The 18,029-nt window shown below is 67.9% G+C and carries 20 protein-coding genes; 4 read left to right on the top strand and 16 right to left on the bottom strand.

From position 1 onward, the window contains the following. Positions 1–59 precede the first annotated feature (59 nt). Positions 60–788, bottom strand: a complete 729-nt coding sequence (locus tag ASE28_RS03500; protein WP_057264723.1) for a TetR/AcrR family transcriptional regulator — start codon at positions 786–788, stop codon at positions 60–62. 137 nt (positions 789–925) lie between these two features. Between ASE28_RS03500 and ASE28_RS03495 the strand changes: the two genes are divergently transcribed. Further along, entirely contained in the window at positions 926–2,218 is a 1,293-nt protein-coding gene (locus ASE28_RS03495) for an aspartate aminotransferase family protein (protein WP_235516037.1), read from the top strand. A gap of 43 nt (positions 2,219–2,261) precedes the next feature. Here ASE28_RS03495 and ASE28_RS03490 read toward each other — a convergent pair whose 3' ends face one another. Together ASE28_RS03490 and ASE28_RS03485 are read right to left on the bottom strand one after the other, a co-directional pair. After that, positions 2,262–3,245, bottom strand: a complete 984-nt coding sequence (locus tag ASE28_RS03490) for a tripartite tricarboxylate transporter substrate binding protein (RefSeq protein ID WP_057264720.1) — start codon at positions 3,243–3,245, stop codon at positions 2,262–2,264. 91 nt (positions 3,246–3,336) lie between these two features. Further along, positions 3,337–4,398 carry a CDP-6-deoxy-delta-3,4-glucoseen reductase gene (locus ASE28_RS03485; protein ID WP_057264718.1) on the bottom strand — a complete coding sequence of 354 codons (1,062 nt, stop codon included), beginning with the start codon at positions 4,396–4,398 and terminating at the stop codon, positions 3,337–3,339. A 43-nt stretch (positions 4,399–4,441) separates the two neighbouring features. Here ASE28_RS03485 and ASE28_RS03480 point away from each other — a divergent pair, with 43 nt between their 5' ends. Beyond that, positions 4,442–5,389, top strand: a complete 948-nt coding sequence (locus ASE28_RS03480) for an SDR family oxidoreductase (protein ID WP_057264987.1) — start codon at positions 4,442–4,444, stop codon at positions 5,387–5,389. A 12-nt stretch (positions 5,390–5,401) separates the two neighbouring features. Here ASE28_RS03480 and ASE28_RS31825 read toward each other — a convergent pair whose 3' ends face one another. From ASE28_RS31825 to ASE28_RS03440, 8 genes are all read right to left on the bottom strand, one after another. Next, positions 5,402–6,424, bottom strand: a complete 1,023-nt coding sequence (locus ASE28_RS31825; RefSeq protein WP_157421848.1) for a hypothetical protein — start codon at positions 6,422–6,424, stop codon at positions 5,402–5,404. Between the two features lie 178 nt (positions 6,425–6,602). Then, positions 6,603–7,346 carry a DUF4124 domain-containing protein gene (locus ASE28_RS03470; protein ID WP_057264715.1) on the bottom strand — a complete coding sequence of 248 codons (744 nt, stop codon included), beginning with the start codon at positions 7,344–7,346 and terminating at the stop codon, positions 6,603–6,605. A 30-nt stretch (positions 7,347–7,376) separates the two neighbouring features. After that, entirely contained in the window at positions 7,377–7,886 is a 510-nt protein-coding gene (locus tag ASE28_RS03465) for a hypothetical protein (protein WP_057264713.1), read from the bottom strand. Between the two features lie 262 nt (positions 7,887–8,148). After that, positions 8,149–9,108, bottom strand: a complete 960-nt coding sequence (locus tag ASE28_RS03460; protein WP_057203486.1) for a chemotaxis protein — start codon at positions 9,106–9,108, stop codon at positions 8,149–8,151. Between the two features lie 192 nt (positions 9,109–9,300). After that, entirely contained in the window at positions 9,301–9,597 is a 297-nt protein-coding gene (locus ASE28_RS03455; protein WP_057264711.1) for an antibiotic biosynthesis monooxygenase, read from the bottom strand. A gap of 65 nt (positions 9,598–9,662) precedes the next feature. Then, positions 9,663–10,523 carry a LysR family transcriptional regulator gene (locus ASE28_RS03450; protein ID WP_057264709.1) on the bottom strand — a complete coding sequence of 287 codons (861 nt, stop codon included), beginning with the start codon at positions 10,521–10,523 and terminating at the stop codon, positions 9,663–9,665. A 15-nt stretch (positions 10,524–10,538) separates the two neighbouring features. Then, a complete protein-coding gene (locus ASE28_RS03445) occupies positions 10,539–10,946 on the bottom strand; it encodes a hypothetical protein (protein ID WP_057264707.1) in 408 nt (135 codons plus the stop codon). Positions 10,947–11,062: 116 nt separating this feature from the next. Next, complete coding sequence (locus ASE28_RS03440; RefSeq protein WP_057264705.1) at positions 11,063–11,965, bottom strand: LysR family transcriptional regulator; 903 nt, start codon at positions 11,963–11,965, stop codon at positions 11,063–11,065. Between the two features lie 108 nt (positions 11,966–12,073). Between ASE28_RS03440 and ASE28_RS03435 the strand changes: the two genes are divergently transcribed. Beyond that, positions 12,074–12,715 (top strand): NAD(P)-dependent oxidoreductase, encoded by a 642-nt coding sequence (locus ASE28_RS03435; RefSeq protein WP_057264703.1) that lies wholly within the window; start codon positions 12,074–12,076, stop codon positions 12,713–12,715. A 99-nt stretch (positions 12,716–12,814) separates the two neighbouring features. Then, positions 12,815–13,750 carry a class I SAM-dependent methyltransferase gene (locus ASE28_RS03430; protein ID WP_057264701.1) on the top strand — a complete coding sequence of 312 codons (936 nt, stop codon included), beginning with the start codon at positions 12,815–12,817 and terminating at the stop codon, positions 13,748–13,750. 22 nt (positions 13,751–13,772) lie between these two features. On the opposite strand, the gene ASE28_RS03425 is transcribed toward ASE28_RS03430, so the two are convergent. The 5 genes from ASE28_RS03425 to ASE28_RS03405 all read right to left on the bottom strand — a co-directional run bounded on the left by ASE28_RS03425 (position 13,773) and on the right by ASE28_RS03405 (position 17,963). Then, positions 13,773–14,030: a protein tyrosine phosphatase gene (locus ASE28_RS03425; RefSeq protein WP_369818112.1), complete on the bottom strand. Its 258-nt coding sequence runs from the start codon at positions 14,028–14,030 to the stop codon at positions 13,773–13,775. Positions 14,031–14,413: 383 nt separating this feature from the next. Continuing rightward, on the bottom strand, positions 14,414–14,734 hold the full coding sequence (locus ASE28_RS03420) for a hypothetical protein (protein WP_057264699.1): 321 nt from the start codon (positions 14,732–14,734) through the stop codon (positions 14,414–14,416). A gap of 114 nt (positions 14,735–14,848) precedes the next feature. Beyond that, positions 14,849–16,129: a TRAP transporter large permease subunit gene (locus ASE28_RS03415; protein WP_057264697.1), complete on the bottom strand. Its 1,281-nt coding sequence runs from the start codon at positions 16,127–16,129 to the stop codon at positions 14,849–14,851. Then, positions 16,126–16,710 (bottom strand): TRAP transporter small permease, encoded by a 585-nt coding sequence (locus ASE28_RS03410; RefSeq protein ID WP_057201313.1) that lies wholly within the window; start codon positions 16,708–16,710, stop codon positions 16,126–16,128. The genes ASE28_RS03415 and ASE28_RS03410 overlap by 4 nt, the downstream gene beginning before the upstream one ends. 38 nt (positions 16,711–16,748) lie before the next feature. Beyond that, complete coding sequence (locus ASE28_RS03405; protein ID WP_057264695.1) at positions 16,749–17,963, bottom strand: fumarylacetoacetate hydrolase family protein; 1,215 nt, start codon at positions 17,961–17,963, stop codon at positions 16,749–16,751. Positions 17,964–18,029: the final 66 nt, after the last annotated feature.

The following is an 18,029-nucleotide window of genomic DNA, read 5'->3' as shown; positions in this document are numbered from 1 at the left end:
CGTACTGCCTGCGACGCAGCGCCTAGCCAGAACCGCTTCGCTGAGTTTTGTTAGCCGCTCTAAACATTCCTGGGCAGCCGCGCGGCCAGCCCCTGCACCACCACCTCCGTCCAGGCATCGAAGCCCGCATCCAGCGGGTGCGTACTGCCGCTGCTCCAGCGCACCACGAAGGCGCGGTTGGCCATCTGTGGCAGGTGGCGCGCCAGGGTGGGGCAGGCATCGCCATCGATCTGCGCCAGCCGCGCCTGGTGGCCTGCGGCCCAGCCGTCGGGGTCGTCATCGGGCTGCGGCGCCAGTTCCAGGGTCACGAAGCTGACCATGGCGGCAATCACCACGTTGTAGGCATCGAACAGGCCCTGGTCCGCGAACCCGGCCGATTCCAGCAGCGCCAGGATGCGGTCCAGCAGCAGCGGGTCCAGGCTGGCGTTGGAGACCAGCTGCGCCCCCAGCACCGGGGCAATGCGCGGGTGCCTGTGCACGGCCCGCCGATAGCGCGCGAACAGGGCGCGCAGTTCGGTCTGCCAGTCGCCTGCCGCGTCGGGTGGTTCCAGCGCGCCCACGGCGGCCGTCACCGCGCCGGCGATCAGCGCGTTGCGCCCACCCGGCACATGCCAGTACAGCGCCGTGGGGTACACGCCCAGCGAGCGGGCCAGGTCGCGCACGCTGAAACCCTCCACCCCCTGCTGGTCGATCAGCGCCAGGGCGGCTGCCAGCACGCTCTCACGCGACAGGGGTGTGCCGGCTGCGGCATCAGGGGTAACGGGGACTTTGGAGCGGGCGCGGGGCATCGGGAAAGGGCGGAGACAGTTGCCGGATTGTCGGGCATCCGGCAGCGCCGAAAGTTGCCGCTTGCCAGATCACCCTCCGGCATTCATAATTTCTTGTACACCGTACAGGAAATCGCATCAATGCTACCCAGTCCCCCGTGGACCACGCCCTGTTCCAGGCCGTGGAGAACTACCGCGCACGCAACCCACGCAGCGCCGCCCTGCTGGCCGAAGCGGAAACGGCGCTGCCCGGCGGCAACACCCGCAGCGTGCTGTTCCATGGCCCCTTCCCGCTCAGCATGGCGCGCGGCGCTGGCTGCAGGGTGTGGGATGCCGACGGGCATGAATACATCGATGCGCTGGGCGAGTTCACGGCGGGGCTCTATGGCCACTCCCACCCTGTGATCATGGACGCCATCCAGGAGGCGCTGGCCGGCGGCATCAACCTCTCGTCCCACACGGCACGCGAGGGCCTGCTGGCGCACGAGATACAGCGGCGCTTTCCCTCCATGGAGCTGATGCGCTTTGCCAATTCGGGCACCGAGGCCAACTTGCTGGCCCTGGCCGCCGCCCAGGCCCACACGGGGCGCAGCAAGGTGGTCGTGTTCGATGGGGCCTACCACGGCGGCGTGCTCACCTTTGCAGGCGGGGGCTCGCCGATGAACGTGCCGCACGCCTTCCTGGTGGCGCGCTACAACGATGCCGACAGCGTGCGCGCGCTGGTGGCCGCGCACGGGGCGAACATCGCGGCCATCCTGGTCGAGCCCATGCTGGGCGCGGGCGGCTGTATTCCTGGCGAGCCGGCCTTCCTGCAGGCGCTGCGTGATCTGGCCGACGATTGCGGCGCGCTGCTGGTGTTCGACGAGGTGATGACCTCGCGCCTGTCTTTCGGCGGGCGGCAGGCGCTGCTGTCCATCCGGCCGGACCTCACCACGGCGGGCAAGTACCTGGGCGGGGGCATGTCGTTCGGGGTGTTCGGTGGGCGCCGCGAGGTGATGGAGCGCTTTGACCCGCGCCGCCCTGACGCGCTAGCCCACGCCGGCACCTTCAACAACAACGTGCTCACCATGGCCGCCGGGCATGCGGGCCTCGCGCAGGTGCTGACCGCCGAGGTGGTGCAGGCACTCAACGCACGCGGCGAGCACCTGCGCGCACGCTTCAACGCCGTGCTGGAGCGCCATGGCGTGGACATGGCCTTCACCGGCACCGGATCGCTGATGACCCTGCACGCCACGGCGGCGCCGGTGCGCTCCCCTGCCGACCTGCAGGGCACCGACGGGCGCGCCAAGGACCTGGTGTTCTTCGGCCTGCTGGATGAAGGCGTGTTCATGGCCCGGCGCGGGCTGATCGCCCTGTCACTGCCCGTGGGCGATGCTGAATGCGATGCCATGGTGGCCGCGCTGGAGGCCGTGGTGGCAAGGCACCGCAACGTGCTGCCGGCCCGGGCATGAAAAAGCGCCCCGCAGGGCGCTGAAGAAGGGGGCGGTGGGTCGGTCAGTCGACCTTTGCCCCGGAGGCCTTCACGACCTGCTGGTACTTGGCGCGCTCGCTGGCCATGAAGGCCTCGAACTGCGCAGGCGTGGTGGGCACGGGCTCGGCCAGCAGCAGGCCGAAGCGGGTCTTGGTCTCGGGCGCATTCAGCGCCGCGACGAAGGCCTTGTTGAGCTTGTCGATCACCGGCTTGGGCGTGGCCGCAGGGGCCACCAGACCCCACCAGGTGTCAATGGAAAAGCCCTTGAAGGTGTCCGACAGCGGCGGCACGCCGGGCAGGTTGGGGCTGGCGGCCAGCGAGGTCACGGCCAGGGCCTTGAGCTTGCCGGCGCGGATGTTGGGGGCCGCCGCCGCCAGATTGTCGATGTTGAAATCCACCTCGCCGGCCAGCAGGGCCAGTTGCGCAGGGTTGGCGCCGCGGTAGGGAATGTGCAGCGCGAAGATGCCGGCGCGCTGCTTGAACATCTCGCCCGCCAGATGGCCGGCGCTGCCGTTGCCGCCACTGCCGTAGTTGAGCTTGGCCGGGTTGGCCTTGGCGTAGGCGATCAGGTCGGCCAGGTTGCGGATCTTGAGCTGCTCGGCCTTTGCGGCATTGATCACCAGCACATTGGGCACGCGCACCATCTGCGTGATGGCCGCAAAATCCTTGGCCGCGTCATAGGGCATGCGGCTGTACAGCCAGGGGTTCACGGCGTGCGTGGCGGTGGCCGAGATGCCGATGGTCAGGCCGTCCGGCGCCGCCTTGGCGATCGCGTCGGCACCGATATTGCCGCCCGCGCCGCCCTTGTTGTCGATGATCACGGTACCCAGCGAGTCGCGCACCCGCTCGGCCAGCGCGCGCGCCGTCACGTCGATGGGGCCGCCCGGCGCGTAGGGCACGATCAGGCGGATCGGCTGGCCCGAGTCCTGGGCCATCGCGGCGTGTGGAAGGGCAGCGGCCATGACGGCAGCGCTGGCGAGAAGGGTGGTGAGGTTTCTGCGGTTCATGGTGCCATTGTGCAAAAAATGGAGCGGCCACTACAAAAAAAAGGGCCAGCCATCGGGAAATACCCCCATCGCCCGGGGTGTTGTCTCCACCTCAACCGTGCTTGTCGGCCTCGGAGGTGAAGGCGTCCGCAAAGAACTCTTCGGGCGGCAGGCCACGCTGGGCACTGTAGGCGTCGCGTGCCGACTCGACCACGATGGGGGCGCCGCAGGCATACACCTGGTGGCCCGAGAGGTCGGCAAAATCCTCCATTACCGCCTGGTGCACGAAGCCTGTGCGGCCGCTCCAGCCGTCTTCGGGCTGGGCGTCGGAGACCACGGGCACGTAGCGCAGGTTGGGCATCTCGGCCACGCGCTCCTGCACCCAGTCGGCCATGTACAGGTCCCCCGGGCGGCGCCCGCCCCAGTAGAGCACGGTAGGGCGTGTGCTGCCCTTGAACTGAAGGTGCTCGATCAGCGCCTTGGTGGGCGCAAAGCCCGTGCCCGAGGCGAGCAGCACGATGGGCTTGTCCGAGTCCTCGCGCAGGAAGAAACTGCCGAACGGCCCTTCCACTCGCAGGATCTCCTTTTCCTTCATGGCGCCGAACACGTGGTCTGTGAAGCGCCCGCCCGCCATGTGGCGTATGTGCAACTCCACCCCCGGCGCATCGCCCTGGGTGTGGGGGGCATTGGCCATGGAGTAGGCGCGGCGCGCGCCGTCGCGCAGGATGAACTCGATGTACTGCCCCGCGTGGTAGCGGAAGGTGTCGGCCGCAGGCAGCTGCAGGCGCAGCTGCATCACGTCGTGCGACTTCTTCGTGAGGGTGGACACGCGCACCGGCATCTTCTTGACCGGGTAGGCGCTTTCGTCCGTGACTTGGCGCGATTCGAGCACCACGTCGGACAGGGGCGTGGCGCAGCAGGTCAGCACGAAGCCGGCGGCCTCCTCGTCGGCCGTGAGCGCCTTGGACTGGTGGTTGGCGTGGAACACCGCGCCGCTGAGCTTCTTGCACTTGCAGGAGCCGCAGGCACCGTCCTTGCAACCATAGGGCAGGCCCACGCCGCTGCGGATGGCGGCGGACAGGATGGATTCATCGCCCTGTGCGGCAAAGGCGCGGCCGCTGGGCTGCACGGAAATCTGGAAACTGGACGCGGGGGCCGCCTCGGCGCTGGTCATGTTGTGGGTATCCTTGGAACTTGTCTTCTTCGCGGACCCGATTTTGCCCTCAAACCAAAGCCCCCTTGGCGCCCTGCCGGTGCGCTTTCGCCGTGAGCGCCTGTTGATCGTTGGCTGTGGCGACGTGGGCCAGCGCGTGGTGCGCCAGCTGCAGGCGCCCGGTGCCGCGGCCCCGCGCGTGCGCGTGCTGGCGCTCACCTCCAGCCCTGACCGCGTGGAGGGCCTGCGTGCACGGGGCATCACCCCGCTTTTGGGCAACCTGGACAACGCGGCCACCCTGCGGCGCCTGTCAGGTGTGGCGACCCGGGTGATGCACCTGGCGCCGCCCCCTGGTGAAGGCGCTGGCAGCGGTAGCTGGTGGCGCGACCCGCGCACCGTGGCGCTGGCGCGCGCGCTGCGCCTGCGCAGCCAGCCGGCCTCCCTGGTGTACGCCTCCACCAGCGGGGTGTATGGCGACTGCCAGGGCGCCCTGGTGCCAGAGACCCGGGCCCTGGCGCCCGCCACCCCGCGCGCGCAGCGCCGCGTGAATGCCGAGCGCGCCGTGCGCCACCTGGGCCGTGCGGGCGTGCGGGCCAGCATATTGCGCATCCCAGGCATCTACGCCCCCGACCGCGCAGGCGGCACGCCCGAGGCGCGGCTGCGCAAGGGCACGCCGGTGCTGGTGGCCGAGGACGACGTGTACACCAACCACATCCACGCCGACGACCTGGCCCGCGTCTGCCTGCGCGCCCTGTGGAAGGGGCGCCCGCAGCGCATCTACAACGTCAGCGACCAAAGCCACCTGAAGATGGGCGACTATTTCGACCTGGCGGCCGACCTCTATGGCCTGCCGCGCCCGCCGCGCCTGCCGCGCAGCACGGCGCAGAACGAACTGCCCGTGGTGCTGCTGAGCTTCATGAGCGAGTCGCGCCGGCTGGACAACCGGCGCATGCTGCAGGAGCTCGGCCTGCGGCTGCGCTATCCCACGGTGGCCGAGGGTCTGCGCACTTAGAAAAACAGGTTCTTAGGGCTTTTCAAGGCTATTGGACTGCTGGCGGGCACGCCAGTCGGTGGGAGCCGGGCCGGGGCCATACTGCATCGGGCGCTCGTTGCGTGCCCGATCTGCGGCAGCCTTGCGGTCGCGTTCCATCTGGTCACGCCGCGCCTGCTCGCGTTCCCGCTCTGCCTGCTGGTCGCGGCGTTCCTGGTCGCGCCGGGCGTTGTCGCGCTCCCGTTCACGGCGCTCGCGGTCGGCCTGGTCACGCTGCGCCTGTTCCCGCTGCACCTGCTCGCGGTTGCGCGCATGGTCGTGCCGCTCCTGGTCCCGGCGGGCCTCTTCGCGTTGCCGGTCGCGCTCGCGCTCCTTTTCCCGTGCACGTTCACGCTCGCGTTCCTGCTCACGTTCCTGGTGGTAGCGGCGGTCGCGTTCCATCTGGTCGCGCAGGGCCGCCTCGCGGTACTCCTGCTCCAGGCGGTCCTGCTCGCGCTGGCGCTCGCGATCCTGGCGGTCGCGCTCCATCTCGCGTGCCATGGCGTCCAGGCGCAATTCATTGTCGCGCCGCGCCTCGTCCTCGATGCGGCGCATGCGGTCCATGTCTTGCGCATAGGTGGGGCGCGCTATCGCAGGAGGCGTGCTGCCGGAATGGGGCCGGACGGTCAAGGGCGGTGGGGTCGCTGCCGAGGCCTTCGCCGCCTTCGAAGAGGTGCCCGCTGTGGTGGATCCTGGTGGAATGGGCGAGGGGTAGCTGGCCAGGTCGACGTGCTGCAGACCTGGCAGGCCCGATGGGCGATGCGGGCCTGCGGGGCCCATGGTCGGGGGCACGGGGGCGGCCGCTGTGGGTCCTGTGCCTGCATCCTGCATGGGGGCGGCAGCGAAGTTGGGCGAAGTTGCCGGGGTTGGCGGTGGCTGTACGGGAGAGGGATAGCTGGCCAGATGGACGTGCTGCAGGCCGAGCGGCTGTGCAGGGTAGGTGCCGCGTGGGGCGCAGGCGGTCAACGCTGCACCGATGAGTGACAGGCATGCCAAGCGCACAGGCAAAGGGGTCATGGGGCTCCTTGGGCAACCGCCAAACCGCGGCGGTGTCCGTTCTAGACGCGCGATGGGGGTGTGCGGTTGACGACAGAGGCTACGGTATTTGGGGGAGGTGCCCAGGCCGCAGCGCGCCGTGCTGAAGGTGTGCCTGTAGGGGAACGTGGGAGCGCAGTGCAGTGCTGCCCCGCTGGCCTCAGCAGGGCGCCTGCCCGCCGTTGGAGCGGCACACACCGCCACTGCCAGGGAAGCGCCCCGGCCCGTTGCGTGGATAGGTATTGCCCTGGTTGTCCGTGCAGCGGTAGTCCGAGCACTGCGTGAGCCGTGGCGGGGGCTGCTGGGGCGTGGTGGGAAAGGGCTGGGGGAATACCGCAGGGGGCGGGTAGGGCGCGGGGTAGCCGATGCCATAGCGTGGCGGCACCACCACCACGCGCGGTTGTGCGGCGCGGGCACGCTCCACCTCGGCATAGCCCTGGGGGCCCAGGCAATCGAGGTCCATCTGCCGCTGGGCGGCTTCCAGGCGCTGGCCATGCTCCTGCGTGGAGCGGGGTCCCTCGCTGGCTAGCATGTCATAGCTGCGGCGCGAGCGTGCGCACTCGGGCGAGCGGGCATAGTCCTGCGGCAGCGGTGCGTTGGCGGCGCGTGCTCGGTTGCGTTCATCGGCACGCCGGGCTTCCGCATCCGCTGCGTCGTTCTCTGCCTGCTGACGCTGCTGCTTGCGCTCCAGGGCCTCGGCGGAGAGTTGTCTGTCCAGCAGAATTTCCTCAGGGGAGCGGCGCGGCTCCACCTCGCGCGCTGCCTCTCTGCTGTTGCAGGCGCCGTCGGTGTAGGTCACCTTGCCGGTGCGTGCATCGGTGCAGCGCGTGACCTGGGCCTGCGCGCCAACACACCACCCTGCCAGGACAAGGCTGCAGATAGCGGGCAGGTGGGCGCGGATCATGGCGTCTGGCCGTTGAGGGCCTGCAGCCACTCAGGGCTTTTCAGGGCTGTTCGACTGCTGGCGGGCGCGCCAGTCGGTAGGTGCCGGGCCGGGGCCGTACTGGCGGTTGTCGCCACGGGCCCGGTCGGCGGCCGCACGCCGGTCACGCTCGGCCTGCTCGCGGCGAGCCTGCTCCTGATTGGCTTGGTTGCGGCGATCCTGGTCCCGGCGGGCGTTGTCACGGTCGCGATCACGGTCCCGGTCGCGGCGTTCGCGCTCGGCCTGCTCGCGCCATTGCTGCTGCGCACGTTCGCGTTCGCGCTCACGTGCCCAGTCGCGCTCATCGCGGCGGGTGTTGCCGTAGTACACCGGTGGGGGGGGCACGTACACGGGCTGCGGCGAATGGTAGACCGGCGGCGAGTCGTAGATGATCGTCGACGAGCTCGGCGGGTAGTAGGCAGGGCCTGGCGCGTAGTACGGGTCGCCCGGTACCGTGGCACAGCCAGTCAGCACGGCGCCCAGGACCGTGGCGGAGAGAACGCGGGCGATGGTATTTGTCATATGGATTCAGACTCCCGGCGCACAAGGCGCGTTCCGCGTTGCAGGTAAAGCCCACGAAAACAACACCAATCAGGTGTTACATCGCACAGGCAGATTGCAACTTGACGTTTGAGCCCTGTATTTGGTTGACCGGCATCCAGTTTGCCGCAGACGGGCGCGCGGCGATAGCCCTCCCGGGTAGGCCAAAGGCTACTTGCCTGGTAGGTGGCGTGAAATCGTTCACGCAAAAGAAGGGGCAGCGGCCTCGGCCGCCGCTGGGGGCTTATTTCGGCAGCACGCGGCGAATGGTCTCTGCCAGGTCTTCCGCCACGAACTTGGCCACGTAGCCGTCGGCACCCACGCTGCGCACGTGGTCTTCGTTGGCCGAGCCCGAGAGCGAGGAGTGGATGACCACCGGCAGGCCGTGGAAGCGCGCATCCTGCTTGATGTTGCGGGTCAGCGTGAAGCCGTCCATCTCGGGCATTTCCAGATCGGTCAGCACCATGGCCACGCGGTCCAGCACCGTCTTGCCTTCGGCCTCGGCGCTCTTGGCGATCGCGTTCAGGCGGTCCCAGGCTTCCTTGCCGGACTTCACCATCTCGTAGGGGGCGTGCAGCACCTTGAGCTCCTGCTCGATGAGCGAACGCGCCACGAAGGAGTCGTCCGCCGCCAGGATGATGCTGCCAGGCTTGAGCTTGAGCTTTGCGCCCACCTTCTCTTCGGTGACCTCGTGGCCGTCCGACGGGGACACCATCTGCAGGATGGCTTCCACGTCCAGCACCTGGGCCAGGCGCGATTCGTCGGTGTTGCCGTCCAGCCGGGCAATGCTGGTCACCAGCTTGCCGGCGGCACCGCTGGTTTCGGCCGAAAGCACCTGCTTCCAGTCCAGGCGCACGATGTCTTCCACCGACTCCACGGCGAAGGCCTGGGTGGTGCGGGCGTATTCCGTCACCAGCATGATGTTCAGGCCCGTCTGGGGCTTGCAGCCCACTATGGAGGGCAGGTCCAGCACGGGGATCACCTGGCCGCGAAGGTTGACCACGCCCAGCGAGTGGGCCGTGGTGCCCGCGATGGGGGTGATGCTGGGCATGGCCACGATCTCGCGGATCTTGAACACGTTGATGCCGAAGAGCTCGGACTTGCCCAGGGCACTGTCGGTGCCCAGGCGAAACAGCAGCAACTCGAATTTGTTCGTGCTGGTGAGGTTGGTCCGCTCGTCGATGTCCTGCTGCACTGCTTTCATGGGGATGTCCTTTGCGCGGATACGCGCGTTTACAAATTCTAGGATCAGAACGGTGTGCGCAGCACGTTAAATTGTCAGGTCGTACCCGAATGGGGTCTGCCCGCCCCCAAGCGTCGCGGCGCCGAGACATCTGCCCATGCACGCCCCATGCCAGCCCCCGCCCGGCGTGGCGCAGAGGCTCCTCGCATTGTGCTACAGGCCTGCCACCGGGCCGTAGTGCAGCACGGTGGGGAAAGGGTCATAGAAGTGGTGCAGCAAGGCTTTCCACTCCTGGTACTGCGCGGATTGGCGAAAACCCACCTCATGGTCCTCCAGCGTGGCCCAGCGCACCAGCAGCACATAGTCATCCCGGCGCTCGAGGCAGCGCTGCAATTCGTGCGATTGGTAGCCCGGCATCGAGGCAATGATGCGCTGTGCCTGGGCAAAGGCCTGCTCGAAGGCGCCGGTCTGGCCGGGGCGGATGGTCAATTGGGCAATTTCCAGGATCATCGGGTGGCCTGTCGGTGTGGGTGCAACCCCGGTTGTACCGCAATGGGCGCCGGTGCCAGGGCTTTCTACGCCACGCTCGACAATGGGGCCGGTGCGACCGCCCCCGCGGCCAGAACACCGAGCAGGGCCAGCATGGGCGCGTCGGACGCATCGCAGGCCAGGCCCATGTGCCGGTCGAAGGCCAGCGCTCCGTCCAGCGGCCTCACCACCGCGTGGCGCGCCTGGGCGGCGTGCGATTGCGGCACCACGGCCAGGCCCATGCCCGCGTCCACCATGTGCAGCAGCAACTCCTCGCGCTCGGCGCTGGCGCGCACCGCGAGCGCAATGCCGCGTTCGGCCAGCAGGCGGATGAACGACTGGTGCAGCGGGCAGTGGGGCCACTCGATCAGCGGCAGGCCCTTGAGGTCCGCCACGCCAAAGCGTTTCTTGAAGCGCAGCGGGTGCTGCGCGGGCACCAGCATCACGTAGGGCTCGCGCCACAGCGGGAAAAAGGTATCCCCGGGCGCCTTGCAATGCTCGGCCACCAGGCGCAGCCGGGATTCCTCGGCGCTGGCGGTCAGGCGGACCAGGGCCTGGGGCAGGTGCTGCTCCAGTTGCGCCAGCAGCGGCGCAGCCGGGCCCACGAGCAGGGTGTCCTGCAGGAAGACGCGCAGGGTCTCGCGCGGCGCCTCGCGGAAGTCGCGCACCATGGCGTTCGCATCTGCCAGCAGGCTGCAGGCGCGTGGGTACAGGCGGTGCCCTTCGGGCGTGGGTGCCAAGCCGCTGCGGCTGCGCTCGAACAGCACGGCATCGAGCGCATCTTCCAGCCCCTTGATCGCCATGCTGATGGACGGCTGCGCCACAAAGCAGCGCCGCGCGGCCGCCGTCACCGAGCGTTCCTCGTAGGCGGCCACGAAGTAGCCGAGCGCGCGCAGGTCAAACAGCATGCTTCAAAGGCGGTTTCAGACCGGGGTGATGGTGGTGACGGTTTCTCGGAAATAGTCCACCTGGCCCGCTACCGAGTGGCTCACGATCCAGGTCAGGCTTTCCACCTCCCGCTGTTGTACCGCATAAAAGAAGCGCTGGTGGAACTGCGTGAGCACCCAGTCGTTGCCCAGCGGCTGGCTGTGGGTGTGCAGGATCTGCGTGCCCCGGGGGAACACCTCCACCGCCAGGCGCTGCAGCATGGCGATCAGGCCCTGCTTGTCGCTGGCCACCTGCCAACGGGTGTCCGCGCCATCGCGGTAGTGGTCGATGCGCAGGTCCACGTCGTCGGCCACATGGCCCAGCAGCGTGGGCACGTCGCCGTTGGCAAAGGCGGCGATCACCTGGTCGATGGGGTAGGTGGGGGTGGCGGGGTTCGTCGTCATGGCAAGGCTCCTGGGGGAAAGAAAGAAGCCGCGACTGTAGGCAGGCCACTGCGCCGGCACAACGATGGAATTTATGGTCCGCACCGATAAAAAATCGATGGATCCCCAGGCCTCATTCATTCCAACATGCCAGGCACCTGGCGCAGGTAGGCGTGCAGCGCCGCGATCGCCTGGCGCACCTTGGCGGGCTGGGCATCGCGCTGGGGCGTCACGGCCCACACGTCGAGCGTGCCCAGGTCCCACTGCGGCAGCAGGCGCACCAGGCGCCCGGTCTGCAGGGCGTCGTGCACATCGCTGCTGCCCAGCATGGCCACGCCCAGGCCGGCCTCGCACATCTGCTGCAACGAGAGCTGGTTGTTGCTGGCGATGCGCGGCTCCATGCGCAGCGCGCGCGCCTCGCCCAGGGTGTTGCGCAGTTCGGCGAACATGGCTTCGCCGTCGCGCACCAGCCCGAGCCAGCTGTGCGACAGCAGCGCATCGGGGTGCGCAGGCATGCCGTGCCGCGCCACCCAGTCGGCCGAGGCGCACAGGTAGACATTCATCGCGCACAGGCGCCTTGCCGCCCAGGTGGAGTCCTGCAGCCGGCCAAAGCGCACGGCCAGGTCGATGCGCGCGTTGATGAGGTCAATGGGCGAGTCATCCACCAACAGCCGCAGCCTGAGGGCCGGGTTGGCCGCCAGCATGTCGCCCAGGGCCGGTGCAATGTGGCGCGCAAAGCCCACCGTGGCCGACAGGCGCAGCTCGCCACTGGGTGCATCGCGCGAGGCGGCCAGCTCGGCGCGCGCCTGGTCGGCCGCCGCGCACATCGCCGCACAGCGCGCGTGGTAGCGCTGGCCGGCCTCGGTCAGCGCCAACTGGCGGGTAGAGCGGTGCAGCAGGGTGACGCCGCCATCGCTTTCGAGCTTGCGCACCTGCTGGCTCACGGCCGAGGTGCTCATGCCCAGTGCGCGCGCGGCACCGCTCATCGAGCCGTGCTGCACCACGGCAGCGAACACGGCCATGCGTTTCAGATCGTCCATAGGGTTTTTGTGAAGCTGTACTTCAAGGTGAAGGCGGTTTTTGCCCTCTACCGGCTTGTTTGACAAGCCCCTATTCTCACTGCATCGACTTCAACCCAAGGAAATGACATGAATATCGCATTGATTGGTGCCACCGGATTTGTTGGCTCGGCCGTGCTCGAAGAACTGCTGCGCCGCCAGCACCAGGTGACCGCCCTGGCCCGCAACCCCGGCAAACTGCCTGCGCGCGACGGCCTCACCGTGGTGCAGGCCGATGCCCAGGACGCCACGCAGGTCGCCAAGGCCGTGGCCGGCCACGACGCCGTGGTCAACGCCTACAACCCCGGCTGGACCGTGCCCGACATCCACGACCAGTTCCTCGTCGGCACGCGCGCCATCTATGCAGGCGTCAAGCAGGCCGGCGTCAAGCGCCTGCTCGTGGTGGGCGGCGCGGGCAGCCTGTTCGTGGCACCCGGCGTGCAGCTGGTGGATACGCCCAACTTCCCCGCCGAGTACAAGGCAGGCGCCCTGGCCGCGCGCGAGGCGCTGAATCTGATCCGCCATGAAACCACGCTGGACTGGACCTTCCTGTCGCCCCCCATCCTGCTGGCTCCCGGCGAACGCACCGGCCAATACCGCCTGGGTACCGATGCGCCGCTGATGAACGGCGAAGCCCCCGGCGGCATCAGCGTGGCCGACATGGCCGTGGCCATCGTGGACGAACTGGAGAACCCGCGCCACGTGAAGCAGCGTTTCACCGTGGCCAGTTGATCCCGGCGAGGGACCGAATTGAAAAGCGCCGGCATCGCCGGGCGCTTTGCGTGGCGCACAGTGCATACACTCCCTGCTCCGCATTCCCCCTTCTTTTTGATGCAAGCCCTGTTGAACGCCATCGCCACGATGGCCCCCATGCCCACCGACGCCCAGCGCGTGTTCCACGGCCGTGGCGGCCTGCACCCCGGCTGCGAGCACTGGGTGCTGGACGTGTTTCCGCCCGTGTGGGTGCTCACCAGCTTCCAGCCCGTGGCCGAAGAGGAACTGGACACCATCAGCGCCGCCCTGAGCGCGCGCTGGGAGCAATTGCACCCGGGCGAGCCGCTGAACTGGGTCTTCCAGACCCGGCACGAGGGCCGCAGCGAAACGCGGCTGATGGCCGGCAGCGTGCCCGACCCGCATGTCGTCACCGAGCAGGGCGCCCGCTACCGCGTGCACGTGGCCCGGGGCCAGAACCACGGCCTGTTCCTCGACATGGCAGAGGGCCGCCGCTGGGTGCGCGACTATGCCGCTGCGCGCAGCGCCGACCGCTACGGCCTCAAGGTGCTCAACCTGTTCGCCTACACCTGCGCCTTCTCGGTGGTGGCCCTGCAGGCCGGCGCGAAACAGGTAGTCAACGTGGACATGGCCCAGGGCGCCATCGCCATCGGCCAGCAGAACCACCAGCTCAACGGCCTCACCACCGGCGCGAGCTTCCTCGCACACGACATCTTCTCCACCTGGGGCAAGATCACGCGCGGTGGCCTCTATGGCCTGGTCATCGTGGACCCGCCGAGCTTTCAGCGCGGCAGTTTTGTCGCCACCAAGGACTATACGCGCCTGATGCGCCGCCTGCCGGACCTGTTGGCCCCAGGCGGCCATGCCCTGTTGTGCCTGAATGCGCCCGAATTGGACACGGCCTTTTTGCAGGACCAGATGCGCGAGATCGCGCCCGAGCTGGAATTTGTCGAACGCGTGGCCAATCCGGCGGTGTTCGCCGATGTGTCGCAGGAGCGCTCGCTCAAGGTGCTGGCTTTTCGCTCGGCGGACTGATCAGCCGCTCACGTGGGAGTGATCAAGGCGTGGTGTCGCCATCGATTCCCAGCACGGAACCGACCGAGCGCTCCAGTTCCGCCACCAGATCCGGGTCCATGTACTGGTACTCGTCGGGGATATCGAGTACGTGAATGGGTTTGTGCTCCAGGATGCGACCGAACTCCGCCAGGAGGCGGGATTTGTGCTTTTCTTCCATCACGAAGATGGCCTGGGCCCAGCGCAGGTCCTCTTCGGATACATGGTGTCGGGCGCTGGGGCTGGTGCCTGCGGAACGCACGGACAGCTGGGGGTGGCTGCGCCAGACTTTTTCGGCGGTAGGGCTGCGCCACTGGTTGCGGCTGCAGATGAACAGTATCTGGAGCCGTTGTTGGGGTTGAAGCGCAGGCCGATCGGGGCGGTCTCTCAACGGCGGACCTGGCAGTGGTTCACCAGAGATGGCGAGTTGGTTGGGGTCTGGCGCCCGTGCGCGTTGTACGGCCTGGCGGTACAGAAGTTTCCAGTTCTTGTCGCGCTGGGGGTCAGGGGGCATGCAGAAAGGGTCGAAGTGGAGTCATCGACCGACTGTAGCGCCACTGCGGTGTGCTTCCAAGCCGGGTGTTCTGCGCTTGCAACACCCTTCCAAGCCGGACGCGGCGACGTCGTCTTGGCAGGGGCCTGGGATCATTGGCTGGCGCGTTGATGGCGCTCCTTGAGCTTCGCCACCTCCTTCACCTGCTGCCGGAAGGCCTCCACGGCCGCCTTCGATTCCGCGTCCCAGGTGTCGGTCTTCATGTGCTGCAGCACGGCCAGAAGCGCGTCGCTCAACTGCCCGATCTGGCGGCCGTAGCTGCCCACGTCCTCGATGATCTTCTGCTCCAGCGCGGGGTCCGAAGACTTGCCCATGTTGATGTTGATCAGGCCCACCTGGCCCATTGTCATCTTCGTCCAGTACTGGAAGGCCTGGTTCACGGGGCCGGACAAGGGCATGTAGAAATCGGGCATGGCGCATATCTCCAGGTGGGTTGGCTGCGGCAGAAGAAGGGATTGCACGCCAAAAGCCCGCCGGGATCCAGAAAATTCTGGCAAATCTCCTGCCCCGGAGCACGCGCCTGCGGGTCAGCCCGTGAGCCAGCGCAGCGGCGCCAGCACCGTCTGCGGAAACAGCACCATGATGAACATCACTGCGAACTGGGCTGCCATGAAGGGCAGCACGCCCCGGGTCACCTCGTCCATCTTCATGCGCCCCACCCCGGCCACCACGTTCAGGATGGTGCCCACCGGCGGGGTGACCAGGCCGATCGAATTGTTGATGATGAACAGCACGCCGAAGTAGACCGGGTCGATCCCGGCGGCCTTGACCACGGGCATCAGCACCGGGGTCAGGATCAGGATGGTGGGCGTCATGTCCATCGCGGTGCCCACCAGCATCACCAGCACCATGATCGCGATCAGCAGCAGCGTCTGGTTGCCCATCAAGGGCTTGAGCAGCTCGACCATCTGGGTCGGCAGGTTGGCCACCGTGATCAGCCACGACGACACCATGGCCGCGGCCACGAGGAACATCACCACGGCGGTGGTCTTGGCGGCGGTGGTGAAGATCGGCAGCAGCGCGGACAGCGGCAGCTCGCGGTAGATGACGCTGGCCACGAAAAGCGAGTAGACGGCCGCCACCACGGCGGCCTCGGTCGGCGTGAATACGCCCATGCGCAGGCCCACGAGGATGAACACCGGCAGTGTCAGGGCCCAGGCCGATTCGCGTGCCGCGCGCCAGATCTCGGCCGTGCTCTTTTTCTCGGGCAGGGCCAGCACCTCCTTGCGCCCCACCCACCACCAGGTGGCCGCCAGGCCCAGGCCGATCATGATGCCGGGAAAGATGCCGGCGATGAACAGCTTGCTGATGGAGACGTTGGCCGCCACGCCGAAGATCACGAAGCCGATGCTCGGCGGGATGATGGGCCCGATGACGCCCGAGGCCGCGATCAGCCCGCCCGACACCTCCTTCTTGTGGCCGGCCTTGATCATCATGGGCAGCAGCAGCGCCGTCAGTGCCGCAGCGTCGGCCACGGCCGAGCCCGACAGCGAGGACAGCAGGCATGCCGCCAGGATCACCACATAGCCCAGCCCCCCTTTGACATGCCCGACCAGCGCCAGCGCGAAGTTCACGATGCGCTGCGACAGGCCGCCCACGTTCATGATCTCGCCGGCCAGCATGAAGAAGGGCACGGCCAGCAGCGGAAAGCTGTCCGCGCCGTTGATGAAGTTCTGCGCCAGGATCTGGGAGTCGAACAGATCGAGGTGCCACATCAGGCCGACGCCTGAGGCCAGCAGCGCATAGGCGATGGGGATGCCCAGGGCCATGGCGCCGAGCAGGCCGCCGAGAAAAATCAGCACGGTCATGTTCTTGTCTCCGGTTTTGCGGGGGCGGCGTTTTCGCGTGCGAGTTCGGCCTGCAGGGCCTCCAGTTCAGCCTGCTCTTCGGACTCCTTGACCATCACCAGTTCGCCTTCGCTGAGCCTGCCGGTCAGCACGCGCAGAAACTGCAGCACCAGCAGGAAGCCTGCGCACACCGAGAACACCACGCCCGAGGCGTAGAAGAAGGCCATCGAGAACCCGGTGACCGGTGCCTCCACGTCCCAGTTGATCTTCATCTGCTTGTAGCTGCCTTCGAAGAACAGCCAGGTGATGTAGAGCATGAGCACCTGCCCAAGCACCATGCAGACCTTCTTGCCTTTCACGGGCAACCGGGAAACCAGCATGTCCGTACCCAGATGGGCGTTCTCCTTGATGGCGGCCACCGCACCGAGGAAGGTGATCCAGATGAAAAGCCAGCGCGAAAGCTCTTCGCTGACCGTGATGCCGGAATTGAAGACGTAGCGCAGCACCACGTTGCCGAAGACCAGCACCACCATGGCGGCCAGCGCCAGCGCGATGAGCAGGTTGATGGCGCGGACGTAGCGGTCGATGAAAGTGTCGAGCATGTATTTGTTGCCTCTTGAATGGCTGAACGACCGCTTCTTCAGAGCACCGTGCCTTGCAGCAGGCCGCGCGCGGCCAGGTTGGTGATGAAGGCCCTGAGGCCGAAGCGCCAGGGGGGGGCCGTCTCGCTGTGGGTCACGGTGTTGTGCAGGGCGCCGAGCCAGGCGCTGTGGATGGTGACCACGTCGCCCAGCTTGTGGGTGAAGCCGCCACCGGGCTGGTCGCGGTCCTCGATGGGTGCGAACAGGGTGCCCAGGAACAGCATGAAACCATCGGGGTACTGGTGCGCGGCCAGGGTCTGGGCCACCAGGTCGACCGGGTCGCGGCTGATGCTGGCCATGGTGTTGATGCCGCGCAGCTCATAGCCGTCCGCGCCCGCCACGCGCAGGTGCACGGTTTCGCTGCGCACCTGGTCCAGGCCGAAGCGGGCATCGAACAGGCGGATGAAGGGGCCGATGGCGCAGGAGGCGTTGTTGTCCTTGGCCTTGCCCAGCAGCAGCGCGCTGCGGCCTTCGATGTCGCGCAGGTTGACGTCGTTGCCCAGGGTGGCGCCCACGATGTCGCCACGGCTGTTCACCGCCAGCACCACCTCGGGTTCGGGGTTGTTCCAGGCCGAGTCGGCGCGGATGCCGATGTCCTCGCCCGTGCCCACCGAGGCCAGCACGGGGGCCTTGGTGAACACCTCGGCATCGGGGCCGATGCCCACTTCGAGGTACTGGGACCACAGGCCCTTGTGCTGCAGCAGCGCCTTCAAGGCCATGGCCTGGTCCGAGCCCGGCCGGATGTCGGCCAGGCTGTCGCCGATGAGGCCAATCACCTGGCTGCGCAGGCCCTGGGCGCGGCTGGCGTCGCCCCGCGCCTGCTCTTCGATCACACGCTCGATCAGGCTGGCCGCAAAGGTCACGCCGGCCGCCTTCACCACCTGCAGGTCGCAGGGCGCCAGCAGCCAGGGGCGTGCCGTGTCGCGCATGCCGGGCTGGCTGTTGGCCAGCAGTTCCAGCACGCTGCACAGGTACCGGCCCGAGGCCGCCTGCGCCGCCTCGGCGGGCCGGGGCGTGTCCAGCAGGGTGCTCATGGTGGGGTAGTGCTGGCTCAGGTCATAGACGCCATCGGCGCGCAGCGCCACCACGGCGGGCCCGGGCGGGCTGCCATCGACCCAGGCGCGGCCCACCAGGGTGCCGGCCAGGCCGTCGTCGGGCAGGATATGGGCGTGCGTCGCCGCACCGGCCACGGCGGCCGCTGTAGTTTCACTCATCGAGAATTCCTTGGAAGGTCGAAATCGGTGCTGCGCCACCCTGGGGCGGGCGCAGCTATGCAGGGC

This window comes from Acidovorax sp. Root219 (genome assembly GCF_001428665.1).
GTDB lineage: Bacteria > Pseudomonadota > Gammaproteobacteria > Burkholderiales > Burkholderiaceae_C > Acidovorax.
The sequence above is the reverse complement of the archived record's forward strand: the minus strand, read 5'-3'. Positions and strand labels throughout refer to the sequence as shown.